Annotated in this window: 27 protein-coding genes and 2 pseudogenes; 17 read left to right on the forward strand and 12 right to left on the reverse strand. The window is 62.5% G+C overall.

Features of this window, described 5'->3' with window-relative positions:
* Positions 1-269: 269 nt before the first annotated feature.
* From C8J26_RS19535 to C8J26_RS21020, 7 genes and pseudogenes are all read left to right on the forward strand, one after another.
* Entirely contained in the window at positions 270-1,514 is a 1,245-nt protein-coding gene (locus C8J26_RS19535) for a molybdopterin-dependent oxidoreductase (RefSeq protein WP_019054679.1), read from the forward strand.
* A 13-nt stretch (positions 1,515-1,527) separates the two neighbouring features.
* Entirely contained in the window at positions 1,528-2,004 is a 477-nt protein-coding gene (locus tag C8J26_RS19540; protein WP_037535047.1) for a hypothetical protein, read from the forward strand.
* 331 nt (positions 2,005-2,335) lie between these two features.
* Positions 2,336-2,668, forward strand: coding sequence for an ArsR/SmtB family transcription factor (locus C8J26_RS19545; protein ID WP_037535046.1), 333 nt, complete (start codon positions 2,336-2,338; stop codon positions 2,666-2,668).
* Between the two features lie 10 nt (positions 2,669-2,678).
* Positions 2,679-2,849, forward strand: a pseudogene (locus tag C8J26_RS21015) (thioredoxin domain-containing protein); the annotation flags it as partial.
* Between the two features lie 34 nt (positions 2,850-2,883).
* On the forward strand, positions 2,884-3,171 hold the full coding sequence (locus C8J26_RS19555) for a hypothetical protein (RefSeq protein ID WP_409349175.1): 288 nt from the start codon (positions 2,884-2,886) through the stop codon (positions 3,169-3,171).
* Positions 3,168-3,530, forward strand: a complete 363-nt coding sequence (locus C8J26_RS19560) for a DUF190 domain-containing protein (RefSeq protein ID WP_192239384.1) — start codon at positions 3,168-3,170, stop codon at positions 3,528-3,530. Before C8J26_RS19555 ends, C8J26_RS19560 begins: the two co-directional genes overlap by 4 nt.
* 21 nt (positions 3,531-3,551) lie before the next feature.
* Entirely contained in the window at positions 3,552-3,806 is a 255-nt protein-coding gene (locus tag C8J26_RS21020) for a CrcB family protein (RefSeq protein ID WP_244647480.1), read from the forward strand.
* A gap of 125 nt (positions 3,807-3,931) precedes the next feature.
* Here the strand turns inward: C8J26_RS21020 and C8J26_RS21115 are convergent, their stop codons facing one another.
* Genes C8J26_RS21115 through C8J26_RS19580 form a run of 4 tightly spaced genes read right to left on the reverse strand, consistent with a single transcriptional unit; the run spans position 3,932 to position 6,840 of the window.
* Positions 3,932-4,057, reverse strand: coding sequence for a hypothetical protein (locus C8J26_RS21115; protein WP_260171586.1), 126 nt, complete (start codon positions 4,055-4,057; stop codon positions 3,932-3,934).
* A 52-nt stretch (positions 4,058-4,109) separates the two neighbouring features.
* Entirely contained in the window at positions 4,110-4,622 is a 513-nt protein-coding gene (locus C8J26_RS19570; RefSeq protein WP_107963382.1) for an MgtC/SapB family protein, read from the reverse strand.
* Positions 4,619-5,689: a sulfite oxidase gene (locus tag C8J26_RS19575; RefSeq protein WP_037535043.1), complete on the reverse strand. Its 1,071-nt coding sequence runs from the start codon at positions 5,687-5,689 to the stop codon at positions 4,619-4,621. The genes C8J26_RS19570 and C8J26_RS19575 overlap by 4 nt, the downstream gene beginning before the upstream one ends.
* A gap of 59 nt (positions 5,690-5,748) precedes the next feature.
* Positions 5,749-6,840, reverse strand: coding sequence for a YeiH family protein (locus C8J26_RS19580; protein WP_183128845.1), 1,092 nt, complete (start codon positions 6,838-6,840; stop codon positions 5,749-5,751).
* A gap of 110 nt (positions 6,841-6,950) precedes the next feature.
* Between C8J26_RS19580 and C8J26_RS19585 the strand changes: the two are divergent.
* The 4 genes and pseudogenes from C8J26_RS19585 (at position 6,951) to C8J26_RS19600 (ending at position 11,806) form a co-directional block, all read left to right on the forward strand.
* A pseudogene (locus tag C8J26_RS19585) lies at positions 6,951-7,828 on the forward strand (LysR substrate-binding domain-containing protein).
* A 450-nt stretch (positions 7,829-8,278) separates the two neighbouring features.
* Positions 8,279-8,944: a hypothetical protein gene (locus C8J26_RS19590; protein WP_107960067.1), complete on the forward strand. Its 666-nt coding sequence runs from the start codon at positions 8,279-8,281 to the stop codon at positions 8,942-8,944.
* A gap of 20 nt (positions 8,945-8,964) precedes the next feature.
* The gene (locus tag C8J26_RS19595; RefSeq protein WP_107960069.1) at positions 8,965-9,993 is read left to right on the forward strand and encodes a Swt1 family HEPN domain-containing protein; all 1,029 of its coding nucleotides are present in this window, start codon (positions 8,965-8,967) and stop codon (positions 9,991-9,993) included.
* A 166-nt stretch (positions 9,994-10,159) separates the two neighbouring features.
* Positions 10,160-11,806 (forward strand): ATP-dependent nuclease, encoded by a 1,647-nt coding sequence (locus C8J26_RS19600; RefSeq protein ID WP_107960071.1) that lies wholly within the window; start codon positions 10,160-10,162, stop codon positions 11,804-11,806.
* 137 nt (positions 11,807-11,943) lie between these two features.
* Here the strand turns inward: C8J26_RS19600 and C8J26_RS19605 are convergent, their stop codons facing one another.
* The 3 genes from C8J26_RS19605 to C8J26_RS19615 form a co-directional block, all read right to left on the reverse strand.
* Complete coding sequence (locus C8J26_RS19605) at positions 11,944-12,342, reverse strand: DUF4160 domain-containing protein (protein ID WP_167398932.1); 399 nt, start codon at positions 12,340-12,342, stop codon at positions 11,944-11,946.
* Between the two features lie 164 nt (positions 12,343-12,506).
* On the reverse strand, positions 12,507-12,818 hold the full coding sequence (locus C8J26_RS19610) for a hypothetical protein (RefSeq protein ID WP_146168927.1): 312 nt from the start codon (positions 12,816-12,818) through the stop codon (positions 12,507-12,509).
* 142 nt (positions 12,819-12,960) lie between these two features.
* On the reverse strand, positions 12,961-13,470 hold the full coding sequence (locus C8J26_RS19615) for a hypothetical protein (protein ID WP_107960077.1): 510 nt from the start codon (positions 13,468-13,470) through the stop codon (positions 12,961-12,963).
* A gap of 198 nt (positions 13,471-13,668) precedes the next feature.
* On the opposite strand from C8J26_RS19615, the gene C8J26_RS19620 reads away from it, so the two are divergent.
* From C8J26_RS19620 to C8J26_RS19630, 3 genes are read left to right on the forward strand one after another with little or no spacing between them, the layout of a single operon-like run.
* Positions 13,669-14,322 carry a ParA family protein gene (locus C8J26_RS19620; RefSeq protein WP_107960079.1) on the forward strand — a complete coding sequence of 218 codons (654 nt, stop codon included), beginning with the start codon at positions 13,669-13,671 and terminating at the stop codon, positions 14,320-14,322.
* Positions 14,322-14,654 (forward strand): hypothetical protein, encoded by a 333-nt coding sequence (locus tag C8J26_RS19625; protein ID WP_107960081.1) that lies wholly within the window; start codon positions 14,322-14,324, stop codon positions 14,652-14,654. The genes C8J26_RS19620 and C8J26_RS19625 overlap by 1 nt, the downstream gene beginning before the upstream one ends.
* Positions 14,651-15,604, forward strand: a complete 954-nt coding sequence (locus C8J26_RS19630) for a replication initiator protein A (protein WP_088183874.1) — start codon at positions 14,651-14,653, stop codon at positions 15,602-15,604. Before C8J26_RS19625 ends, C8J26_RS19630 begins: the two co-directional genes overlap by 4 nt.
* Positions 15,605-16,185: 581 nt before the next feature.
* Here the strand turns inward: C8J26_RS19630 and C8J26_RS19635 are convergent.
* Genes C8J26_RS19635 through C8J26_RS19650 form a run of 4 tightly spaced genes read right to left on the reverse strand, consistent with a single transcriptional unit; the run spans position 16,186 to position 18,581 of the window.
* The gene (locus tag C8J26_RS19635; protein ID WP_107960083.1) at positions 16,186-17,736 is read right to left on the reverse strand and encodes a type IV secretory system conjugative DNA transfer family protein; all 1,551 of its coding nucleotides are present in this window, start codon (positions 17,734-17,736) and stop codon (positions 16,186-16,188) included.
* Positions 17,736-18,017, reverse strand: coding sequence for a hypothetical protein (locus tag C8J26_RS19640; protein ID WP_107960085.1), 282 nt, complete (start codon positions 18,015-18,017; stop codon positions 17,736-17,738). The genes C8J26_RS19635 and C8J26_RS19640 overlap by 1 nt, the downstream gene beginning before the upstream one ends.
* Positions 18,014-18,238, reverse strand: a complete 225-nt coding sequence (locus C8J26_RS19645; RefSeq protein WP_107960086.1) for a conjugal transfer protein TraD — start codon at positions 18,236-18,238, stop codon at positions 18,014-18,016. The genes C8J26_RS19640 and C8J26_RS19645 overlap by 4 nt, the downstream gene beginning before the upstream one ends.
* Positions 18,239-18,251: 13 nt before the next feature.
* Positions 18,252-18,581 (reverse strand): conjugal transfer protein TraD, encoded by a 330-nt coding sequence (locus tag C8J26_RS19650; protein ID WP_107960088.1) that lies wholly within the window; start codon positions 18,579-18,581, stop codon positions 18,252-18,254.
* A 173-nt stretch (positions 18,582-18,754) separates the two neighbouring features.
* Between C8J26_RS19650 and traA the strand changes: the two genes are divergently transcribed.
* Both traA and C8J26_RS19660 read left to right on the forward strand, forming a co-directional pair.
* Positions 18,755-21,727: a Ti-type conjugative transfer relaxase TraA gene (gene traA / locus C8J26_RS19655; protein ID WP_056677703.1), complete on the forward strand. Its 2,973-nt coding sequence runs from the start codon at positions 18,755-18,757 to the stop codon at positions 21,725-21,727.
* A 61-nt stretch (positions 21,728-21,788) separates the two neighbouring features.
* Positions 21,789-22,517 (forward strand): DUF6118 family protein, encoded by a 729-nt coding sequence (locus C8J26_RS19660; RefSeq protein WP_192143182.1) that lies wholly within the window; start codon positions 21,789-21,791, stop codon positions 22,515-22,517.
* A 49-nt stretch (positions 22,518-22,566) separates the two neighbouring features.
* Here the strand turns inward: C8J26_RS19660 and C8J26_RS19665 are convergent, their stop codons facing one another.
* Positions 22,567-23,004 carry a MerR family transcriptional regulator gene (locus C8J26_RS19665; protein ID WP_056677700.1) on the reverse strand — a complete coding sequence of 146 codons (438 nt, stop codon included), beginning with the start codon at positions 23,002-23,004 and terminating at the stop codon, positions 22,567-22,569.
* A gap of 36 nt (positions 23,005-23,040) precedes the next feature.
* Between C8J26_RS19665 and C8J26_RS19670 the strand changes: the two genes are divergently transcribed.
* The gene (locus C8J26_RS19670) at positions 23,041-23,703 is read left to right on the forward strand and encodes a cation efflux transmembrane domain-containing protein (RefSeq protein ID WP_055843156.1); all 663 of its coding nucleotides are present in this window, start codon (positions 23,041-23,043) and stop codon (positions 23,701-23,703) included.
* Positions 23,704-23,902: the final 199 nt, after the last annotated feature.

Genomic DNA, 23,902 nt, shown 5'->3' on the forward strand with positions numbered 1-23,902 from the left:
TTCAAGCTCGGCACGACGCTTCAGCTCGGCTTTTTCGGGATCGTCGGCACTGTCCTCACAGTGGCGCTCGCAGCAATGTGGCTGCTGGTCGGCGCTAAGACGGTCGCGGGCGGCTGGCGCGGCAACCTGTTCGTGTCGCCCTGCATTGCCCAAGCCAATTGATGGGCCAAACCGATCGTCCTGCCGGATCGAACCGGCGAATCTGATCGACCCGTACCGGGCAGACCGGCGGACGGGTCGCGCATACAGAACATGACAGAAACGGGAGAATGTTGGTGGACAGCCTGGATATGAAACTGGCGCAGGCGACGAACCGCCGTCGCTTTCTCGCAGAGGCCGCGATCGGCAGCGGCGCGCTGATCGCCGCACCCGCGCTGGCGCAGAGCATGGTCGATCTGCACCTGCCGGGCGGTCCGTCGGAACGGCCGATGACCAGTGCGTTCCCCGGCAAGGGCAACATGATCCTCCAGCGTATCCACCCGCCTTTGCTGGAAACGCCGATGAGCGTGTTCAATGGCGACGTCTTCACGCCAAACGACCAGTTCTTCGTCCGCTGGCACTGGGCTGACATTCCGACCGCGATCGATGTCGAGGCGTTCCGGATCAAGGTGCACGGCGCGGTCACGCGGCCGCTGTCGATCTCGCTCGCGCAACTGCTGAAGTTGCCACGCGTCGAGCTGGCGGCGATCAACCAATGCTCGGGCAATTCGCGTGCGCTGTTCCAGCCGCCCGTTGCCGGTGCGCAGTGGCGTCACGGGGCCATGGGCAACGCCAAATGGCTCGGCGTGCGCCTGCGCGACGTGCTCGACATCGCCGGCGTGAAGCCGGGCGCGGTTGCGGTGCGGTTCGGTGCGCTCGACCAACCGGTGGTCGCGGGTGGACCGGATTTCGCCAAGTCGCTGTCGATCGACCACGCACGCGACGGCGAAGTGATGCTCGCCTTCGGGATGAACGGCGAACAGATGCCGCTCCTCAACGGCTTCCCGGTCCGGCTGATCGTACCCGGCTGGTATTCGACCTATTGGGTCAAGATGCTGAACGACATCGAGGTGCTCGCCGCACCCGACGACGGTTACTGGATGGCCAAGGCGTACAAGATCCCTGACACTCCAGGCGCGAACGTGCGGCCTGGCCAGAAGGATTTCCCGGCCGTGCCCATCAACAAGATGATCCCGCGCAGCTGGGTCACGAGCCTCGACGAAGGGCAGGCAATCGCGTTCGACCGGTCAATCCCGCTGGGCGGCATTGCGATGGGGGGCGATTGCGGCGTCGCCAAGGTCGATGTGTCGACCGACAACGGCAAGACCTGGTACAAGACAGTGCTCGGCCCCGATCACGGCAAATACAGTTTCCGCCGCTGGGACGCGCAGGTGCCGCTCACGCATGCGGGCCCGACCAGGCTGATGTCGCGCTGCTGGAACACCGCCGGCATCGCGCAGCCGATGACGCCGATCTGGAACCCGGGCGGGTTCATGCGCGGCAACATCGAAACCACCAACATCGTCGTCGGCTGAGGAGCGCTCCCCCATGAAAACGCCTTCCATCGGCACGCTGTCGTTCGGGTTCGTCGGCGCGACCGTCGTTCTTCTGCTCGCGATTGGTGCCCCGAACAGCCGCGTCGCCCCGCCGCCTGCCGCCCCGACCGCACCACCGCCGCCAAGCGTCTCGGCGCGCGGCTTCTCGCTGGCGTCCACTTCGGTCGATCTCCCAACCGACGAAGGGCAATATCCCGCCGGCCCGCATGCCGACGTCATCAATGCGAACTGCACCTCGTGTCATTCGGCGAGCATGGCGCTGAACCAGCCGCCACTCTCCGCCGACCAGTGGACCGCGGAGGTCACCAAGATGCGCGAGGTCTACAAAGCCCCCGTCGCCGCAGCCGACGTGCCGGCGATCGTCGCTTATCTGACCGCCATGAGCGCAAAGCAGCCGGGCGCCGCGAAGGGCAAGGCGCAAGACCCCGATCCGAAGGCTGCGCCCGACGTATCGGGGGGATCAGGCTAAGCCCATCAACTCACGACACGCGGTTCTGCGCGCGAAGTGCTGTGCGGTGTGGCCTCTGGGGGAGGGCGTCGACGCCAATCGAAACACTGCTCGCGCCTGCGCGTTCGCAGGTGCGCCACGTGGCACACCTTACGCGATAATCGTCACCCGGCAGGGCCGAGACGCCGGCACGATGGCTCGGTCGGCACGCCCAGCGGGCCGATAGAGCCGTGCCCGCGGGGTCCCGCCCCACTCGTTGGGGACTTCGGAAAAGAGCGTAGGGTGCCGACTGCCTGCCTACTTGGTGCTATAAACGTCTGTACCGGAACCATATAGCTGCTATTCTGGATATATGGAAAACAACACGGCAATTTCAGCGCTCGGCGCGCTCGCACAAGGAACACGCCTCGACGTGTTCCGCCTGTTGGTGCGGCACGAACCGCATGGCTTGGCTGCGGGCAAAATCGCCCGTCAGCTCGACGTACCGCAAAACACAATGTCCGCACACCTCGGCATCCTCGCCCGTGGCGGGCTGGTGCGATCCGAACGTCATAGCCGCTCGATCATCTATCGTGCCGATCTCGACGGCCTGCGCGCGCTAACGCTCTTCCTCGTCAAGGATTGCTGCGCCGGCAACGCGGAGCTGTGCGCCCCGCTGATCGCCGAACTCACCCCCTGCTGCTGAAAGGACGCCCGTGGCCGTCGATATCGTGATCTATCACAACCCCGTGTGCGGCACGTCGCGCAACACGCTCGGCCTGATCCGCAATGCCGGCATCGAACCGCACGTGGTCGAATATCTGAAAACTCCGCCCTCGCGCGCGCTGCTGGTCGAGCTGATCGACCGCGCCGGCATAACGCCCCGCGGGCGCGGCCAATACGCCGCTGGCCTGCACGATCATGGGCGTCGAGCTGTTCGGCGCCGAGACCGCAGTGCCGGTCGCGGTCGCCTGTTTCGTCGCTTACGCCTGCTCCGGGCATAACGGCATCTACCTGTCGCAACGGGTGGCGGTGCCGAAGCGGGCGGGCAGCACCCTGCCGCCGGACCTGACGCTGCGCGATGCGCGCGCGCTCCGTCCCGTGCCCGACCTTTCAGACCTGTTCGCTCCTCACCCCACGGAAGGCTTATCCATGTCCGACGCCCACCACGTGTCGCAGACCGAGATCGGCTGGTCCGCATCTACATGAAGCCAGCCGACAAGGCGGTAAAGCCGGGCACGCGCTCACGCTGGGCTGCCAAGCCGCTCGACCGAACGCTCGTCGCGCAGGCCAAGGCGGACGGAATCATGAACGCTGTCGCCCACCATACCCACTACGGCTACAGCAACCACGGCCCGGTGCGTGAGAACGGCGCCGAGATCGCCGATCCGCACCTCACCATGTGTGTCGAACTGATCGGCCAGCGCGAGCAGCTCGAAGGCTTCTGCCGGGCGCACGGCGACCTGCTTGCGAACAAGGTCATCGTCTACAAGCACCTGGAGCATTGGACGGTCAGCCCGGCGGGCTTGCGCCAGGAAGATGCGGATACGGCCGAGCTGGCTGGCTGAGGCATGGGGCCATACCTGATTATGTTCGCCGGGACTGGTTCCGACGGCATGCTGCGGTATGGGCTGAACGGCCTCAGCCTGCGCCTGTTCGGCCCCGACCTGCCGATCGGAACGCCCATCATCAACGTGCTCGGCTCATTCCTTATGGGTCTGCTGGACGGCTGGTTCCTGTTGCGGAGCGGATCGAGCCGGGGATGGCGATTGTTCCTCACCACCGGCGGGCTGGGCGGCGTCACGACCTTCTCGACCTTCTCGCTGGAAGCGGCCTTGCTTTAGGAGAGAGCCGAAGTCGGGCAAGCCGCCCTTTATGTTGTCGGATCGGTTGGGCTGGGCGTGCTCGCGCTGTTCGGCGGCCTCGCTCTCGTTCGCTCCTTCAGCCCGGCTTAGCGGCGCCAACCGGCTCAGGAGCGATCATCTTCCTTGACGTTGTCAACCTTCGCCTTGTCTTTGGCGCGGACCGACTCCTCCAGCTCCAGAATCTCGGCCGATTCTTGCGTGGTGGGCTTCTTCTTGTCGATATCGCTCATGAAGTCCTCCGTCTGCAAAACTACTGGTACACCGTTTCGCGCCAAGGATTATTCAGGGTTTCTGCTCGGCGTCCCGCCGGTCCGCTTCGGCCGGGGTCTGCCGAGCGCGTTCGCGGATACGGCGTTCGAGCGGTGCGCCGACGAACAACACTAGCATCGCCAGCAGCAGACCGCCCACAAGTAGTGGCCACACCGCCAATCCCGCTGCCGCTCCGAGCGTCGCTGACACCCAGATGCACGCCGCCGTTGCTAGCCCGTGCACCTCCTGCCCGCTGCCAACGCGCAGGACCGCGCCCGCGCCGATGAAGCCGACGCCGGATAGGATGCCCTGCATCACTCGACCTGCTGCATCGGCGTTCACGTTCGGCAAGCCGCTGTGGACGATCGCCTGGACGGCGATGCAACTCGCGAGCCCGACCAGCCCCAGCGTCCGCAGACCCATGATCTGTCGGTTCTCGCGTGACCGTTCCCAGCCGAGCGTCATGCCGGCCGCCGTCGCCACGATCATCCTGCCGATCGCGTCGACCCAGAAGGCGAGATCGACCGACAAAGGCGGCGGATTCACTCGACCAGCACGTGGACGTGGTGCCAGGCCGTGCAGAGGTATCCGGCGAAGTTCCACATCGTATCGGGTAGTTCGGGCTGACCCTGGCCCGCATCGTCGAACGCGCGCACCACAAGGTGCTGGCGCCCCTTGGGCAGTTCCGCATCGAGCGACCAGCGCTGCCAGCTCCACTGCCCGTCCGGATCGTCGGAGAAATCGGCCTGCCGCCAGTCTCGACCGCCGTTCAGCGACACCTCTACCCGCGACACGTCGCGCTCATAGGCGACGGCATAGCCCTCGATCCGGACCTTGCCCGCGGGCAGACTCTCGCCCGAACCAGGCGAGCAGATCGCGGCGTTGAGCGGCATGGCGTTGATCGTCAGCCCTTGCGTCCAGTCCGCCGTCTCGCTGGTCACGTCGGCCGGAAAAAGCTTGTAATCGTGCGCCTGGATCGGCGCCTCGGAGGGCGTGTCCTTGACCTCGATCCGGGTCAGCCACTTGGCGCTACGCACGCCAGCATAGCCTGGCACGACCAGACGCAACGGCGCACCGTGCTCGGATGCCAGCGGTTCGCCGTTCATCGCCCAGGCGAGCAGCACGTCGGGCGCCCGCGCCTTGGTCATAGCGATCGAGACGCCGAACGGTGCCACCTCGCCTTCCACATCCACCTCGTCAGCGCCGGTGAAGCAGACGAACAGGTTGGACGCGTCCGATGCTCCAACTGCATCCAACAGGTCTGCGAGCCGCACGCCCGTCCACTCGGCATTGCCGATCGCGCCTATGTCCCACGGATCGCCTGAAGTCTTGCCCACCTGTTGGAGATCGGTCCGGCGGTTGCCGGCGCACTGAAGCACAGCCGTGACAGTCCGGACCGGAAAGCGCGCCTTCAACTCCGCAATCGAGATGGAGCACTCGCCCACACTGATCCCGCCCACCTCAATCCGGTGATCGGCCGGCAGGTCCGGCACGGGCCCATGGCTGCGCACATAGAACAGGTTCTGTGGCGTCAAGAACCGCTCGATCAAGGCGCCGGGCACCGGCTCGGCGTTGTAGGGCTCGGGGTTCCGCTCTATCATCAGCTCGCTCATGCTATTGTAACGCCTGACAATCGGTTTGGCCTCGGCCTCATCCTCACTATCTTGCCCGATCATGCGATGTGCAGCGCGGCCAGCAGCGTCAGGCTGATCGCGGCCAAGCCGAGCAACGACAACACGACGGCCATGGTCACGCGGCCCCCGGCCTTGGCGACGGTGCGGACGTCCACGCCGAGCCCGAGCGCCGCCATGGAAACGACGGTCAGCAGCGTGGCGCTCCGGCCGATCGGCGCGATGGCGACGGTCGGCACCAGACCCAGCGAGCGGCAGGCGACCAGTGCGAGGAAGCCGATGATGAACCAGGGCACGAGGTGGGCGAGGTCCATCCGCTTGGCCGTAGGCGCACCGGCGACGAACTCGCCTTCGGGAACCGACTGCGGCGCGAGACGAGGCGCCACCAGCGACAGAACAAGGCACACCGGCCCGAGCATCAGCACGCGCACCAGCTTGACGAGCGTACCCATCTGCACGGCGGTGGCGCCCAACGGCGAGGCGGCTGCGATCACCTGCGGCACGGCATAGACAGTGAGCCCGGCGAGCGCCCCGAAGGCGAGCCCGCCCATGCCGAGCGCAATCCCGAGCAGTGGCAGGCCAAGCACTACCACCACACCCAGTACCGCCGTGAACGCGATCGAGGCAGCTACGTCGTCGCTGTCGGCGCCGATTACCGGTGCCACGGCCGCGATGGCGGAGTTGCCGCAGATTGAATTGCCGCAAGCCACCAGCAGCGCCATCCGCGTCGGCAAGCCGAGCAATCGGCCGATCCCAAAGCTGAGCAGGATTGCGCTCACGACCACGCCGGCGATACCGGCGAGGAGCGGCAGCCCGGCCGCCAAGATGGTCGCGGCACTGACCGAAGCACCGAGCAGGACGACCGCCACCTCCAGTAAGTATTTGGCGCTGAATGCGATGCCTTCGTGCCACCTTTCATCCGGGGTCCACAGGCTGCGCACGGCGGTGCCGATCAGGATGGCGAGCACCAGCGCCTCCAGCCACGCCTTGCCGGCCAGTGCGCGCTCGCCCGCCTCCAGCGCGTAGGCCGAGCCGGTGACGGCGAGGCAGAGGCCGACGCCGGGCAGCAGCGCGGGCAATCTGCTAGTCTGGACGGTAGGGAATATACGATCGGGATAGGCAAAACTGGCCACGGCGGTGTTCCTTCCGTCGCACGATCTAAACCCTGCCTACCGATCGCTCCAACTTAGCCTTGTTGTCATTCCGATCGTCAATCGTGATCGGTTTCTATATCAGGTGCGGTGTGACACTGGAGCAACTGCGCATCTTCGTCGGCGTGGCCGAGCGCAAGCATATGACCGTCGCGGCGCGGCCTTAAACGTCACGCAGTCAGAGGCTTCCGCAGCCATCGCCTCGCTTGAGGAGCGACACGCAACCAAGCTCTTCCACCGCGTCGGGCGCGGCATCGCTCTGACAGAGGCCGGACGGCTGTTCCTGACCGAGGCTCGCGGAGTTCTTGCGCGGGCCGACGCGGCCGAGACGGTGCTGGAGGAGCTTGGCGGGCTGAAGCGGGGCACGCTGCGCCTCGTCGCCAGCCAGACCATCGCCGCCTACTGGTTGCCGCCCATCCTTGCGGCTTTCCATGAGCGCTATCCGGCGATTAGTATCGAACTGTCGATCGGCAACACCGGGCAGGCCGCGGCACGCGTCTATGACGGCAAGGCCGATCTGGGTATTGTCGAGGGCGAGATCGACAACCCGGCGTTGGCGCATTGGCCGATCGGCGAAGACCGGCTGTCGCTCGTCGGAGCACAGCCTTTCGGCGACGCCGACATCGACGTGACATGGCTGCGACGAGCACGCTGGGGGCAACGGGAGCCTGGATCAGGCACGCGATCGACGTTGAATAGCGAGTTGCGCAGCTTGGGAGTCGATCCGGCTGCCCTCGACGTGGCGCTGACGATGCCGTCTAATGAAAGCGACCGAACGGCCGTGGAGGCTGGGGCGGACGTTGCTGTCCTGTCGGCGCTAGTGGTCGACCCGGCCATCAAGGCAGGTCTGTTGCACGTCGCACCGATCACATTCGCTCCTCGCCCCTTCTTCGGGCTGCGGCATAAGGAACGCTATCGCACGAAAGCCGCGGATGCGCTGTTGGACGTGATCGGGTTGCAGCGGCGGTAGGTACGCATCGGCATTCTCAAAACGCCATCCTTTTTGGGACCGCCCGCGATCGCCATCTCCTTCCTGAAACCTGTCTGACCGCACTCTACCAGATTTGCGCCATAGTAGGACGGGACATCGCCCACGAGCGGCCGGATCTGGCAGTAGCTGTCGTTCGGCAGACCGTGCCGGGACGACGCCCTTGTCCCAGAAGGCGTAGATTACGGCGGAAAACCCTGTCGCCATCCTGGATGCACGACAAACGGGTATTTTCGGACACCCAAGCAGACCTGTCGGCGCTTAGCGTATATCTGGGTCCATTCTATGTACCGACCCCTATTATGTGTTTGTCGGACATGTTCACGCGGTAACGAGTCGCCGCCGCGCTTAACGCCAATATTGCGCACGATATTGACATATCATGCGCAATAAGGTATTTAAACGCGCAGTAAGTTCGTATTGGGAAGCGAAATGGCGTTCAGAGCAGATGAAGCCGCTGCGAGCGGTTATGAGAAGGCGCGCAACTACCTTGTGTCGCGGCATTTCACGCCAGCACAGCGCGAGCTGTCGGACGGGGCACTTCGTGCGATTGTCGAGGAGATCGGTCCGCCGGTCGACGGCTATCCTACCTGGCACCCGCTGGTCGCCCAGCATGACGGGCGGAATCCGGAAACCTATCCCAGCGAACGCACGGGCTATGAAGGTCTCGACCATACGCGTTATTTTGCACATGGCTTCATCACCTGTCCCTACGTTGACGGCGACCAGGTGATCGCTTCAGCGCAACGAATTGTCTGCCCGCCTGGGGTCTCGATTTCCGCCGAACGTCTCGACGGTCCGTTCTACATGGACAACGCTGAGCCCATCCTTGTCCGGTGCAATTGGGACCGCGGCCTGGAAGCCAACCACACCATCCCGAAATCGCTCGCCGTGCCTCTGATGCTCGAGCAGGAACTCCCCTGCTGGCGCTGGTCGCAGCGCGCCGAAACGTGGGAAACGATGCGTCCCTATCTGCTTGGCGAGCCCCATGGCAGTCGATCGTCCCTGTTCGTGACGCAGGACACCGCACTGGCTCTCAAGAAGATTTATCTGAGCCTTGTGGAATCGGAGATGTTCGGCCCGGTGAAAATGCGCTGACGGTCGCCCGGGGGATTTTGATGACGAATGGCGTTCAAGCAACCGAGCCAGCAGGCGAGGTCCGTCCCGAGAGCATAGGCGATGTCCCGGTGCGGGTCGTCAACACCTACTCACGTCTATGGCAGTTCGAAACGTGGCTGCGGGCGATGGTTTACGTCGAGCTTCGAGCGAAGCTCGGCGATTCTTGGGCGGATGATCTGAAAAAGAAGCCGGGCCATCAAGAGGCAGATGCATCGCTTACCCATATGCCTACAGCGGAAAGCAGCGCGCTGAGTTACAGTCAGTTGCCCGCCTTGCTCGAATTGATCGAGGCACATTGGGACTGCTTCGAGACATATTTCCCCCCGCGCGATCTTTGGCATGCCAAGTTGCGCGAGGTTAAGCAAATTCGCAACCGCGTCGCGCACTTTCGCGCTGGGCATGCTGATGACTACGCCCGCGTTCTTCAGTTTCTACGGGATCTGGACAAGAGCTTTTGGCGATATTGCACCAGTTACAACAACGGCCAGCCCTTCCTGCCGCAGCGGATCAATCCAGTGGCTAAGCGCTTTTTGCCGCTCGACCCGCTCCCGTTCGTCGAGTTCGAGAAGAAGCGTTGGGCACAAATCGGAATGCGGAACAAGGAGCTGCCGGTTGGGATGACCGTGCATTACCAGCAACGTCCGTGGGCCAATGTCACAACCCTCAAAGCCGGGCAGCCGGGTCTCCTTTATGACATTCGATTGTTCGCGCAGGATGGACGCGGCCTAGACTACCGACGATTCCTAGATCGAACCCGCGCGCTCCACCCGCACCTCGTCCATGTTCTGCTTGACAGCTTCTCTAGCGAGGTTCGCGTGACGATACCTTCGGTCCTGGGTACCAAAGCTATCGTTGCGCTCATCGAAAAGTGCCATGAGGCCGCGGTGAATAGCATCGTGCGCGCCGCTTCTTCGGATAAGGAAGCGGTGATCACTTTGGCATCGCAATGGCCGGAATATGTGCTGGGACCCGAGAATCCGCTCGCCTTTCTCAGTCCTGATATGCCTTGTTCGTTTTTCGGCGTCTGAGGATTTCAAAGGGGCAGCAGAGCGAACGTAACTGACTCGCGAAGGCAACCGAAAGTCAGTCTGGCAGCAGTGCGCCACTACACGCCATCCAGCGGCCCACTTGGTTTCCCACCCGTTCTGACGGCTATGCGATATACGGCAGAATAAACATCTAGCGGGGCAGACAATGCACCTTGAATCTATACGAGTAGAAAAGTTCAAACGGATTGACGCCATTGACTTGCCGCTTGCAGACCTAAACATACTTGTTGGGTCAAATGGGAGCGGAAAATCTTCAATACTTCAAGCACTGCATCTTGCCTCCTGCCTAATGCGCCAGGCAGATCGCATACGAATGGACGGAACGGCGATGGTGAGGGTAAGTGACCTCGACTATCTTCCATCCGACGAATATTGGCGACTTGGTCATGGTGCAGATTGGGGAAACCGCTCGAATAGCCCATCTTCCAAGGTGATCTTCAAATTTCGCGCCAATGACGGCGCAGAAGTTATAGCTCATTTAGAAATGCGTTCGGCAAGAAACGCTGGTATCTCAGTGCAAGGAGAGCTTCCAGAACTGGTGAGAACTCAATTTCGGGGTGCTGAGACATTTTTCAGTGGTTTTATTCCCGGAATATCGGGCATTCCAAACGTGGAACAGAAAAATTCCAAACGCGTCGTTTTGAAGGCTTGTTCATTCGGTGATTCGAATGTCTACCTTCGCAATGCGCTCAACCTACTATCTCTAGAAAACATTGGTCAAATTGAGACATGGCTGATGCCACTCTTAGGGCGGATTAAGCTAAGTATAAAGTTTGACGACGCGGCGGACTTTGACATTCACGCCGAAGCTGAGATAAATGGTATTATTATGCCACTGGAGCTTCTGGGCACCGGATATCTTCAGTTAATACAGATATTCTGCTACATTCTGCTATTTAAGCCAAAGATTCTTCTGGTTGATGAACCGGATATCCACCTCCACCCAAGTGTCCAAGAGCAGCTGGCGCAGATTCTGTTAGAGATTGCCCGCGCGCAAGGCATCAAAATCATTATGACTACGCATTCCCCCTTTATTGTGCGCGGCGCACCCGCAGACACGAATGTTGTATGGCTGGCAGACGGTGAGAAAAAGTCTGATGACCGTGCGTCGGTTGAGTTAGCTCTAGGCTGGGGTGCCTTTGGAAAAAAAGTCATCGTTGTGAGCGAAGATGCAAAGAACGACCTTTTGAAGAAGCTTATCCGTCAATGGCCGGAAATCGAGCGAGCGGTCACCGTTCTTCCGGGACGAGGTTACCAACACCTCTTGACTAAAGACGAGGCTCGGGAACTTAAGGCGTCACTCGGCGATAAGTTCAAGATATTGGTGCACCGCGATCGTGACTCGCTTACGGATGACGAGGTCATTGCGCTCAAGGATTCATACGCCAGCGAAGGAATTCGTCTCTGGTTGACTGACCAATCCGACCTCGAAGCGGAATTCTGTGATCCAGGATTTCTCTCAGCGTTAACCGGGGAGCCTATACACACGTGCGAAAATTGGCTGACCGACATTTCGAACCAGAACCAAGCGCCCATTAAAGATCAGTTCGCTAAGCAGCGCGCAGCGCACAACGATGAGCTGCATAAGGCGGGGGGGAGCCCCACCAATGATGATGTGTGGGCAGTATTCCAAGGGCGGACGCTCAAGGGCGCAAAAGGTAAATTTATCTTCAATCAGCTGAAAAACAAAGTTCCGGCTAATGGCTTCTCAGCCGCAGCGGTAGGCTTGCTCGCTGTTTACCCAGAACGCGCAGCCAGCCTCAAAGCTAACCTAGAGGATCTGCTTGCATAACTACCGTTCAATGGATCAATCAAGGTCGCCTTCTGTTCTGTCGTAGATTGACTCGGCAACGTACAGAACGACACTGCTAGTCACGTCCCCAGCAATCGGAGTCCCGTGACGAGCTAAAGCTGAAGCCGCCGACCGCTTTAGAATGCCGATTCTCGTAGCTTCATAACGATGCCGGTGGGAAATTGGCCGGCGTGTACGGCTGTCCACACGGTCATTAGTTCGTGGCGATGCTCATCGATCCATGATTTGATTGTCTGATCGTAGGGCGTTGGTTTGCCGACAAGGCGCTCGCCGGTATCGATTGCGTAGGTCGCGCAGTGCCGATCGTCTTTGTAGTCGATGTGAAGGTGGGCGCGGCCGTGGTTGGCCATTGTGTCCATGCGAATGACGAGGTTCGACACTCGCATGACCATAAAATCTTGGTCGAAAACGCCTGACGCATCATCGTCGATGAGCATATCCAATGACGCGAACCGCCCCTGGAGCGTTTCCCCGACCGAAAACAAACGCTTCTTTAGCTCGTCTACGCTTTGCATGTTTAACCTACCATCCATCGGGACCGACGCGGGCTAGACACTTCGCATTAACAAAACATCTGCGGCTTTCCCGTTTCTTCGTCGTTGTGGTTCCGTTTCGGGAAAGTGCAACTGGGAACAGGTTTTGGGGAATGGCGTCACCCAAGAGGTGAAGCGCCCTTTCCTCACCTCAGGCGGTGCCGATCGACGTTCCCAATCGATGACGGCGTATGGTCGCCTTGGGGAAGATCGACGTCGTGCTTCACCGTGTCCACGGTGAGCAGTCCACGATGCGTTTCGACACGCTGTCCCGCTGCCAAAATCTCCGCATAGAAGCTACCGAACCCAACCCACTCGGGAGGATATTGCCTGACCTGTTCAAAGTCCTTCTTTCTCACTGGACTCGGGCCACGGTTCGCAATGCGGACCGACGATTTTGGTTGATAGACCATCGCGCTACCGTCCGTGAAGCCAACGAGGATGTTTTTTAGGCTCATGGTAAGGCTCCCGAGGATCTTCATGTCGCGCTGAAAAATTTGCTTACCGATCGACAGGAAGCTAAGCGACTAAGCGACTAAGCGACTAAGTGGTCGAGCATTGTCGGCGACATCCGTTGATGGATGCCGCCGACTTCGACTTTTATCGCTGACGCATGGTGGGATCGAGCATGAGGTCCATCAGGATGGCCGCAACCTCAGGGCCGTGTTCCTCGTAGATCGTGCCGGTACGCATGTTCGTTCCGCGATCAGTGAGCTGCGGCAATAGCCAGAACACAGAGCCGTCATGCACATCAGGCCAAGTCCAGCGCACCTTTACGCCCGTGCCCAATCGTGTCTCCGATGGCCAAATTTTTTCGATTGGATATAAGGCTGTAGTGTCAATCTCGTGCGGACGGGCATCGGTGACTAAGCCAACGCCCTTGATGCGCAGTCCTGCGCCTGGCGAGAACGATTTTATAAACGCGATGTCGCCAATCCGAATGGACCGGAGCGTTGCTTCGATAAACGGAGCCTCGCCATCATGCAGCGACGCGGTTGCATTTGGAGGTGTGCTAGGCTCCCAGCCGCTGCACGCGACCCCTAGCTGAAGGAAGTAGGACGTAACGTCCGTGACGCCGCCGTAGCTGGCGCCGAAACCAAATATGCTCATTCTGTGCTCCTTGGCTCATGGCCTATGAAGTGAAACACGGCTTTAAGCCGTGCCATGTATATTGGCATTCCGTAAGCCACGGACAAGTCAGGGCCGAATGTTGGCGAATCTACGCGAGTTCCCCATCCTAGCGGTTTCTCTTGCAGCTAAGCGACTAAGCGATATAAGTCGCTTATCAGCTTAGTAGGAGCGACAGCTATGCAGGTATGGGCCGTGATCGCTCAGAAGGGCGGGCAATCCAAAACCACCCTTTCGACTGGGTTCGCCGTCGAGGCGGCGCGGGAAGGGGCATCAGTCGTCATCCTCGATGCCGACGACCGGCAAGGGTCGGCACTCTATTGGTCCGAACGCCGCGACGACGACGACGTGATAGTGAAGGACAGCAGCGTCGCCGGCCTACCTCTCCACGTTTCGCGTGGACGCGCCAGCGGCAAGATTGATCTTATCATCATTGATACGCCCGCGAACTCCAAGGACATTGCCATGCTCGCGGCCGAGCAAGCAGACTTCGTCATTGTCCCCGTCGCACCGCGTGGGCTGGACGTTCATTCGGTGTTGCAGACCGTCAAGCAGGTGCAGCAGGCCGGCACCCCATTTGCAGTCATTTTGACACAGGTTCCGCATCAGGGCGGGGAAGGGCAGGAGGCCCATGCGGGCTTCGCCGCCAAGGGCGTAACGCTGTTCGACAGTCGGCTCCATTTCCGCAAGGATTTCTACAAAGCTACGCCACTCGGCCGGACGGCGGCAGAGACAGAACCGGATAGCAAGGCTGCGGCCGAACTGCGCGCAGCCTATAATGAGGCTAAGCGACTAAGCGGCTTTACGACTAAGCCAGTAAGCGAGGCAGCATAATGGCAAAGAGACCGTCTGCACTTGCTAGCATCTTCGATGACGAGCCGGACGAGGCGGCAACGGCTTCCATCGTCGAGGCTGTCCCCGAGCCGCAACAGGCGGCCGCGCCGCACCGATCACGGCGCGCGGCCGAGACGCCCACGCCGGTAGCGCCGGCGCGTCGTAGCAGTCATCCAGGCAAGAAGCCGGTGCTGATCCACATTCCCGAGGACATGCACCGTGCACTGCGCCAACTTAGTGTGGAGGAGGGCGGTGAGCCGCTCACCGTCGTCACCGAGCGCCTACTTCGGCAGTATCTCGTCAAGCGGGGCCACACCAGGTTCGCCCCGTGAGCAAGCGGCGTGATCCCAATCCCGAGTTCGACCTGTTCATCCCTGCGCTCGGTGACCTCCCGCTCAAGGACCAGCGGGAAGTTATGGAGCGTCCGTTCTTCTCGTTGCAGAAGCGCAAGCGCCTCAAGCCCATCGAGTATCGCAGCCCGGATGGCGAGGCGTGGGTGCGCGTGCAGGCGATTCCCGACTACGGAATGGCGACGATTTGGGATGCCGACATTCTAATATGGGCGGCATCTACCCTCAATCGCATGAAGCAGCAGGGCCTGAACGACCTTCCGCGCACGCTGACGACGACGCCTTATGACCTGTTGCGAGCTATCAAGCGCGGCACTGGCGGCAGAGATTATCAAGAGTTGCAGGCGGCGCTGCTTAGGCTCCAGACGACCTCCATCACCACCTCAATCCGCGCGACCAAGCGCCGGCAGAAGGCCGGCTTCAACTGGCTCGATAGCTGGACCTTTGACACCGACGCCGAGACCGAGCAGCCACGGGGCATGACGCTGACCCTTTCGGATTGGGTTTATGAGGGGATCGTCAACGAGAAGTCGTTGCTTACCATGCACCCTGACTATTTCCTCCTGTCCGGAGGCCTGGAGCGGGCGCTGTATCGCATCGCGCGCAAACATGCCGGCACGCAGCGCGGGGGGTGGTTGTGCCGGGTCGAGGTGCTTCGCGACAAGACAGGCAGCGATGCCCAGCCCAAAGAGTTCAATCGGATGCTTCGGCGCGTGATCGAGGCTGACCAGCTCCCTGATTATACAATGGAAGCAGCCGAAACGACCGACAAAAGCCCTGCTGTGCTGTTCAGGCTCCGCGGTGAGGCCGAAGCATTAGCACTGGCCGAGAAGATGCGCGTGGAGGAGGAGCGGCGAGCCCGCCTTGACGCCGATCGTCGGCGTACGGAAGAGGTGGACGCCCGGATGGACCGGCTGGCCGGCCGTCGCTAACTATCGGGGTTTCACCCACCGCAGTCCCCAACTATCGGGGTTTCACACACCTGCTGGTTTGCCGGGCAGAGTCGGGCAGGCTCCGGCCGGCGTAATGCAGCGTTCGCGCTGTGGATAACTGGCACGGAAGAGCCGTTCAAGCCATGCCAGAGTCGGGGTTTCACACACCTTTTCGTCGGGGGATCACCCACCGCACTATCGGGGTTTCACACACCGAATCACGGGGTTTCACCCACCGGCTATATCGGTAAGGTACTGAAAACAGGTTAGGAATTAGGGTCTTTTTGACCCTTAACCTTTTTAAGATTCCTATTTAACAGAATCACTTAATGTCACTGCGCCGTTCGACAAACCAAAAGACACCCAGTGGAATCGGCCTAATGGCCGATGCCCTATTCGTTTCGTGCCGCCTGCGGCGTCACAGAGGCGGCGCAAGCGCCGCTAGCTAGGCGAGAAAGAAGTTGGGGCGGGTGGCACGGAATCCGTTCGCTAAAGCCGCCCAAGCGTGCGGTGAGGGCAGGAGAGGAGCTTTCGGGGGCCTTGGGATACCTATCACGGTGAATGTCCCCAGCGGGGCTCAATCACGCCGGATCGAACAGCCCGGCGAACTCGCGCTGGTCGTAGTAGCGGATTTTCTCGACCGCGAGCGGGTGTTCGCCCTGGCGCAGCAACAGGAGCTGGTCGGGCCGCATCCGCATAATTTCGTCGGGCGTGGCGAGCCGCCGCGCGGAGATATGCCCGCTGATGCTTTCCGAAGGGCCGGCGCGATTATCGCCCCAGCCCGTGCCACGCGAGGTGCTGACGGTATCATATTCGATCGTGGTGTCGCCGATCGTGCGGGAGAGCATGTCGGCGGTGGCATGGTCGTTCACCCCGAACGTCTGGATTACGCCCGCATTGGACATGAAGGTGCCGGCCCGCTCGCCATAGGTGGCCTTGAGCTGGTGCATGTCTTGAAGGATAGGCCAGAGCTGAAGACCATAGCCTGCCATCAGCCCCATCGCGCGTTCGACCGGTTCGAGGCGACCGAGGGCGGCGAACTCGTCCAGCAGAAACAGCACAGGCCGGGGAGGGCGGGCGGTGGACCGGGCCATGTCAGTGACGGCCTGGCTCACCAGCAGGCGCAGCCAGCGGGCATAGGTATCGAGCCGATCGGGCGGGAGCACCAAGAACACGGTGGCGGTCGTGTCCTTCAATCCTGCGAAGGTGAAATCGGACGCGGCCGTGCTGGCGACGATGCGCGGGCTGTCGAGAAAGTGGGTGTGGCGCTGCGCCGAGGACAGCACGCCGGCAGCTTCGCGGTCGGACTTGCCGAGCTGGCGGTTGGCGGCGCGAGCGATCAGGCCACCGGCACCGGCGCTGTCCTGCATATCGGCCAGTAGCGCGGCGAAGCCGGCAGGGGCGAGCGTCAGCTTGTCGCGCACCGTCGCCAACACGCGGCGATCGGCGGGTTCGTGGACCACGGTGTGCAGGATCAGCCCGGCGATCAGCGCCTTGGCTTCCTCGTTCCAGTGCGCTTCGCCCGATTGCCCCGGCGCGTCATGCACCAGCGCATCGGCGAGGGTGTTGGCATCTTCCGCTAGATCGAGGCTGGCGGGGTCAAGCCGGTCGAGTGGATTGTAGCGGGCAGGGGGCTGACCCGACACGCCGAACGGATCGAGGCACCAGACCTTGCCCTTGGCGGCACGCGCGCGGGCGGTGACGCGGGCGTTCTCGCCCTTGGGGTCGATGCAGATCACCGAGCGATCGAGCAGCAGCAGGTTAGGGACGATCGTCCCGACGCCCTTGCCCGAGCGGGTGGGTGCCATTGTCAGCAGGTGCGCCGCGCCGTCGTAGTGCAGCAGCTTCCCCGACTTGGCCGAACGGCCGATCAGAAGATCCCCGTTCGCTTCCAGCTTCCGTACGTCGGCGCGGTCGCCGAAGCGGGCGGAGCCGAGCAGATCGTTACGCTGGTTGGCAGCCCGCCGGTTGAACCGCCAGGCCAGGAACAGGACCGCGCCGGCCAGCAGGAACGGAATGTCGGTCGCTATCTCGCCATAACCGAAAATGCTCTTGAGCCAGGCGTTGCTCGCCATCAGCACCACGAAAGCGACGAAGACCGCGAACAGCGGGCTGATCCGTCGCCGGGGCATCAGTGCGCTTCCATCGGCGTGATCGGCAGCGATCGATCGGCGTCGGGATGATCGAGCAGCCGGAGCAGGATTTGCGAGACGAGGGGAGGGGGCACGCCCTCGTCCAGCATCATCGCGAAGAACGCATCGTCGTTCGGTGACGGGATCATGTCCTCGATAACCAGGTTAGCGCGAGAGTCCGCCATGTCCTCATGCCACATCGCGATTTCCGCCGGCGTGCCGCGTACGAAATCCATCGCGCGGACTTGGCCACGGATTGCCTCAATATCGAAATCGCTCATTGCGCTTCGCTCCCTTCAGCCTCCGCGTCGAACGCGCGTTTTCCGCGTCTTTTCCACAGCGCCAGCACGTCGCCGGCCTCGTCGCCGTGACCACGCCCGGCGAGATCGAGCAGCGCGCCGTAGAGGGTAGCGCGATCGTCGTCGGTCAGCTCGACCAATCCGGCTTTCTGGACCAGCCCGCCCAGCTCAATCAGGTGGCGTGTGCGTTCGCGACGTTGCACGACCCAGCCCCTGTTATCTGTTCGACGTTCCGCCGCTTCCGCCCGCAGCGTTGCCGCCCGGTTCAGTCGCAGCGCCCGATCCGTCGATTGCAGCAGCGCCGCCACCTTTCCGCCCGCGCCGTTGAAAGAAGGCCGCGCCCTTTGCGCGCCATGCCTCCTTCGCGTCCGCGTCCTTTGATCCGATCGCATCGAGCAGCACGCCGGCAAGGGTTTCCGCATCGAGCGCATCGGCTCCCGTCGCGGCGACGAGTTGGCCGAGCTGTTCGACCCGTTTCACCTTGAGCGCGCGGGCCTTGTCACCCAGCGCCTTCAGTTCGGCATCGTAATCGCGAACCTTCCGCATCGCTTTCACCCTTCCGCGTATCGATCAGTAGTATCTTAGCCCACCTATCGTGCGGGTAAAGCTAGAACGAGCAAAAGCAGCACCAAGTCAATCAGGAGATGCAAAGCAGATTGTGAGTGCGCGCTTATACGTCGTTGCCGACGTGCGCTAAGTAGGGCAGTGTGCGGAGCGTCATGGCGATCTATCATTTCTCCGCCAAAGTTGTGAGCCGCGCAAACGGATCGAGCGCCGTCGCGAGCGCCGCCTATCGTTCCGCATCTGAGCTGCACGACGATCGGTTGAACCGCGATCACGACTTCAGCAACAAGGCGGGCGTGATTCACTCCGAGGTGATGTTGCCGGAGGGCGCACCAGAGCGTTTAAACGATCGCACGACGCTGTGGAACGAGGTTGAGGCAGGCGAGAAGCGCAAGGACGCGCAGCTTGCCCGTGAGGTGGAGTTCTCGATTCCGCGTGAGATGAACGAGAAGCAGGGCGTCCAGCTCGCACGCGATTTCGTGAAGAAGCAGTTTGTCGATCGCGGGATGGTCGCTGATCTGAACGTGCATTGGGACAAGGCGAAGGACGGCACGCCCAAGCCGCACGCGCATGTCATGCTTGCGATGCGCGACGTGGGGCTGGAGGGGTTCGGGAAGAAGAACCGCGACTGGAACTCGACCGAGCTTTTGAAGGACTGGCGCGAGGCGTGGAGCGCTCACGTTAACGAGCGCATGGCCGAGCTGGGGATTGAGGGTCGCATCGACCACCGCAGTTACGAGGCGCAGGGGATCGGGCTGGAGCCGCAGCACAAGATCGGCCCGGCCGCATCGCGTCGTCCGGAGCAGGGGCTTGAGGCGGAGCGGATCGAGGATCACACGCGCATCGCTCGTGAGAACGGCGAGAAGATCATCGCCGATCCCAATGTCGCGCTGGACGCCCTCACGCGGCAGCAGGCCACGTTCACCGTCCGTGACCTTGCGACGTTCGCGTTCCGGCACAGCGACGGCAAGGAGCAGTTCGACCAGGTGATGGGGGCGGTGCGCGCCAGCCCTGAGCTGGTCGCATTGGGGAAGGATGGACGCGACCAGGAGCGGTTCACGTCGCGCGACATGATTGCGGTGGAGAACCGGCTTGAGCGTGCCGGCGACGATCTGGCGGGCCGGGGCGAGCATGGCGTCGCCGATCGGCATCGTGACGTCGCGATCGGCGCGGCCGAGGGGCGTGGCCTTGTCCTGTCGGGCGAGCAGCGCGACGCCTTCGATCATGTGACCGGCGACGCGGGGCTGGCGTCCGTCGTCGGCTATGCCGGCAGCGGCAAGTCGGCGATGCTTGGCGTGGCGCGCGAGGCATGGGAGGGGCAGGGTTACACGGTTCGCGGCGCGGCGTTGTCGGGCATTGCGGCCGAGAACCTTGAGGGCGGATCGGGCATCCAGTCCCGCACCATCGCTAGCCTGGAACACGCATGGGGGCAGGGCCGCGAGCAGCTAGGCCCCAAGGACGTGCTGGTAGTGGACGAGGCTGGCATGATCGGCTCGCGCCAGATGGAGCGGGTGCTGTCCCAGGCACGCGATGCTGGGGCCAAGGTCGTGATGGTCGGCGATCCTGAGCAGTTGCAGGCGATCGAGGCGGGCGCGGCGTTCCGCAGCGTCACCGAGCGGCACGGCGCGGCCGAGATCACCGAGATACGCCGGCAGCGCGAGGACTGGCAGCGCGACGCCACACGTGCGCTGGCGACCGGGCGCACCGGCGAGGCGATCCACGCCTATGACGGCAAGGGCACGGTCCACGCGGCCGACACGCGCGAGGCGGCGCGGGGCGCGCTGGTCGATGGTTGGGATCGCGCGCGCCAGACCGAGCCGGGCAAGAGCCGCATCATCCTCACCCACACCAACGCCGAGGTGCAGAGCCTCAATGGCGAGGCGCGCGACCGGTTGCGCGCGAGCGGCGACCTTGGCGATGACGTGACGGTGAAGGCCGAGCGCGGCGAGCGGCAGTTCGCGACCGGCGACCGCATCATGTTCCTTCGCAACGAGCGCGGCATGGGGGTCAAGAACGGCACGCTGGCGACGATCGAGCGGGTATCGCCCGAGGGCATGGCGGTGCGCCTCGATGACGGGCGCGGGGTCGCGTTCGACACCAAGGATTATGCCCATGTCGATCACGGCTATGCGGCGACGTTCCACAAATCCCAAGGCGTGACGGTCGATCGCGCCCATGTCCTCGCCACTCCGGGCATGGACCGCCACAGCGCCTATGTCGGCATGTCGCGGCACCGCGACGACGTGCAGCTTCACTATGGCCGCGACGACTTCACCGACCAGCGCCAGCTTGTTCGCGCTCTGTCGCGCGAACGCGGCAAGGACATGGCGGGCGATTACGCTAAGCCCGAGCAGGATCAGGCGCGGGCGTTCGCCGATCGGCGCGAGATCCGGTTCCCGGAACTCGCACGCCAGATGGTCGAGAAGGTGCGCGACAAGGCCAAGGGCATGTTTGCCGGTTTCCGGCCAAAGCCGGCTGTCGCGAAAGAGGGGGCGATTAACACTGCCCGCGATCACGGGCAGGGGGGTCCGATTAACACCGCCCGTGATCGCAGCCAGGGGGGTCCGATTAACACCACCTTGGACGTCTCTCAGGCCAAGGCGATCGAACGCTATGCACGTGCCGCGGGCGATATCGGCCGGATGCGCAACAAGGGTCTGCCCGTGCTGCCGCATCAGGAGAGCGCTTTGCAGAAGGCTGGCGAGAGGCTGGACGCGACCCGTCCCCATGCCGCGCGCGACCTTGCATCGGCGCTTGCGCGTGATCCGAAGCTTATCGAGCAGGTGTCGGGCGGCAATACAGTTGGCGCGGCACGCGCGATGGCCGACGAGAAGCGTGTGCGGCTAGACCCGGACGCGCGTGCCGAGCGGTTCGTGGAAGGCTGGCAGAAAATGCAGCAGGCGCGGGCAGGCATGGAGCGGGCCGGCGACAGTGCCGGTGCCGAGCGGTTGCGCGAGCGGATGGAGAAGGCGGCGGGCGGGCTGCACCGTGACCCGCAGCTCGAATCCGCACTGCGTCGCCATGCACCCGACCTGGCGCTGAAGCAGGAAAGCGAGCGGTCGATCGGCGATGCGCTGTCGTCGTCGCTCGATCGTGGGCGCGACCGGGATCGGGGGATGAGCCGGTGACGGTTCGTGCTTTCGGGTACGATCCGGTTTGTGGTTTCATGCAGTAAAGGGGAAGAAGTGCATGAGTGACGATCACGAACCGGACGCCGCAGCGGAGGCGTTTGAAGGTGTCCGCGGTGAGCTTGCGCTGTTGCGCCGCGCCGTCGAGCGGCTGTCCGCGGAGCGCGCCGAGGTGCCGGAGATACCCGATTACAGCGAGACGCTGGGGAAAATGGCGAAGGCGCTCAACGCGACCATGCAAAATGTCGGCGTGCTGGCGAAAACGGCCGAGGACAATGTCGCGCCGCGCTATGTCGCCGACCGGATCGTCGCGGCTGGCGGCCATGCCCGCGACGAGGATCGGCGCATGATCGCGACCGCCGGTGAGAAGATGGACAAGGCGACGACCGCTTTGCACGGTATCGGCGGTTCTGCCCGCCGTGCGGACGAGCAGCGCCGTACCTTGTGGCAGGTCGGTGCGGGAGCGTGCCTGGGCGGGGCGCTGCTATGGACGATCGTGCCGGGGATCATCGCGCGCGAGCTCCCGGGGAAGTGGCAGGTGCCCGAGTGGATGGCAGCGCGCACGCTTGACCTACCGAAATGGGAAGCCGGGCAGCGCCTCATGCGAGCTGCTGGGCCGGATGCTTTCGCCAACATCGCGGCAGCCGATCGGATCATCACCGCAAATCGCAAGGCTGTGCAAGCCTGCTACAAGATAGCTGTGAGGACTAAGAAGACGGTGCGCTGTACCATCGAGATCAGTCGGGATGACGTGGCGGCAAGAAGTGCGATCGTCAGCTCCACGGATTGAAGTGCCCAAGCGGTGCAAGCCGATCATTCCACCGGACAGCAGCGATGCGCTATGCGGAAGGGGCAAGTGCTTCGATGATCCGGCAGTCGGCGACGGTGTTGCGGCTACAGGAATCTATTAGCGCGTCGAGTTCACCAGCAAGCGCGGTGAGGTCTGCAATTTTGCGTCTAATCGCGTCGCGGTGTTGGTTGGCAACGACATCGACGGCGATGCAGGACTGATCGCGCCGATCGGCAAGCCCCATAAGCTCGCGCACCTGATCGATTGAAAAGCCAAGATCACGCGCGCGACGGATGAAGGACAGGCGGCGTAGATGCGCGCCCTCATAGGTCCGATAGTTCCCCGCCGATCGCTCAGGAGCCGGCAGCAAGCCAATCTGCTCATAGTAGCGGATCGTCTCGACTTTCGTGCCGGTCGCACCAGCCAGTTTTCCGATCGTCAGTTTCTCAGACACAGCGCTTGACCCTCTAGCGACTAGAGGGTGCATATAGGCTGTCAGATCGATTCTATCGAGGTGGCGAATATGGCCTGCACAAGCTGCGCGTCCGACAAGGCGGACACTCTCAACGACCCTAAGTGGCGGCGCGCGCTATGGATTGCGCTCGCCATCAATGGCGGCATGTTCGTTATCGAGATCGTTGCCGGCATCACGGGTGGATCGAAGGCGCTGCAAGCCGACGCGCTCGACTTTTTTGGGGATACTGCGAACTACGCAATCAGCCTTGGCGTTGCCGGAATGGCGATAGCCTGGCGCGCACGCGCTGCGATGTTGAAGGGGGCGACGCTTGCTTTGCTAGGCGTCTATGTCTTGTTCGCGGCGGGATGGGGGGCGCTCCACGAAGCAACGCCCCATGCCGAAATTATGGGCGTGGTCGGCATCGCCGCGTTGATCGCGAACCTTGTAGTCGCGGTCATGCTGTACCGCTTTCGAAGCGGTGATGCGAACATGCGGTCAGTGTGGATTTGCTCGCGTAACGACGCGATTGGCAACATCGCCGTCGTACTGGCCGCAGGCGGAGTGTTCGGCCTCAACAGCGCGTGGCCTGATCTCGCCGTCGCCACCTTGATGGCTGTGTTGGGAATATCGGGCGGTGTTCAGATCATGCGGCAGGCACGCGCCGAAATGCGTAGCGAGCCCTCACCCGCCCCCGCTACTTACCAGCAGTCGTTACATGGCAGTCGGTAAGCTGCTAAGGCGCGGGCCGATGCACCGCCTCTCCGCCCTGTTCCTCAGTTTCATGCTCGTGCTTATGCTCGGGCTTGGATCAGTCGCGCATGCGACCGAAGGCGTGACGTGCGTTGATACCACAGCGGTCAGCTCCCTCGATCATTGCGACGGCGATGCCGACCAAGTGCCGGCAGACGCCGACAAGGCTTATCCTCAC

The organism is Sphingomonas aurantiaca (assembly GCF_003050705.1).
Lineage (GTDB): Bacteria > Pseudomonadota > Alphaproteobacteria > Sphingomonadales > Sphingomonadaceae > Sphingomonas > Sphingomonas aurantiaca.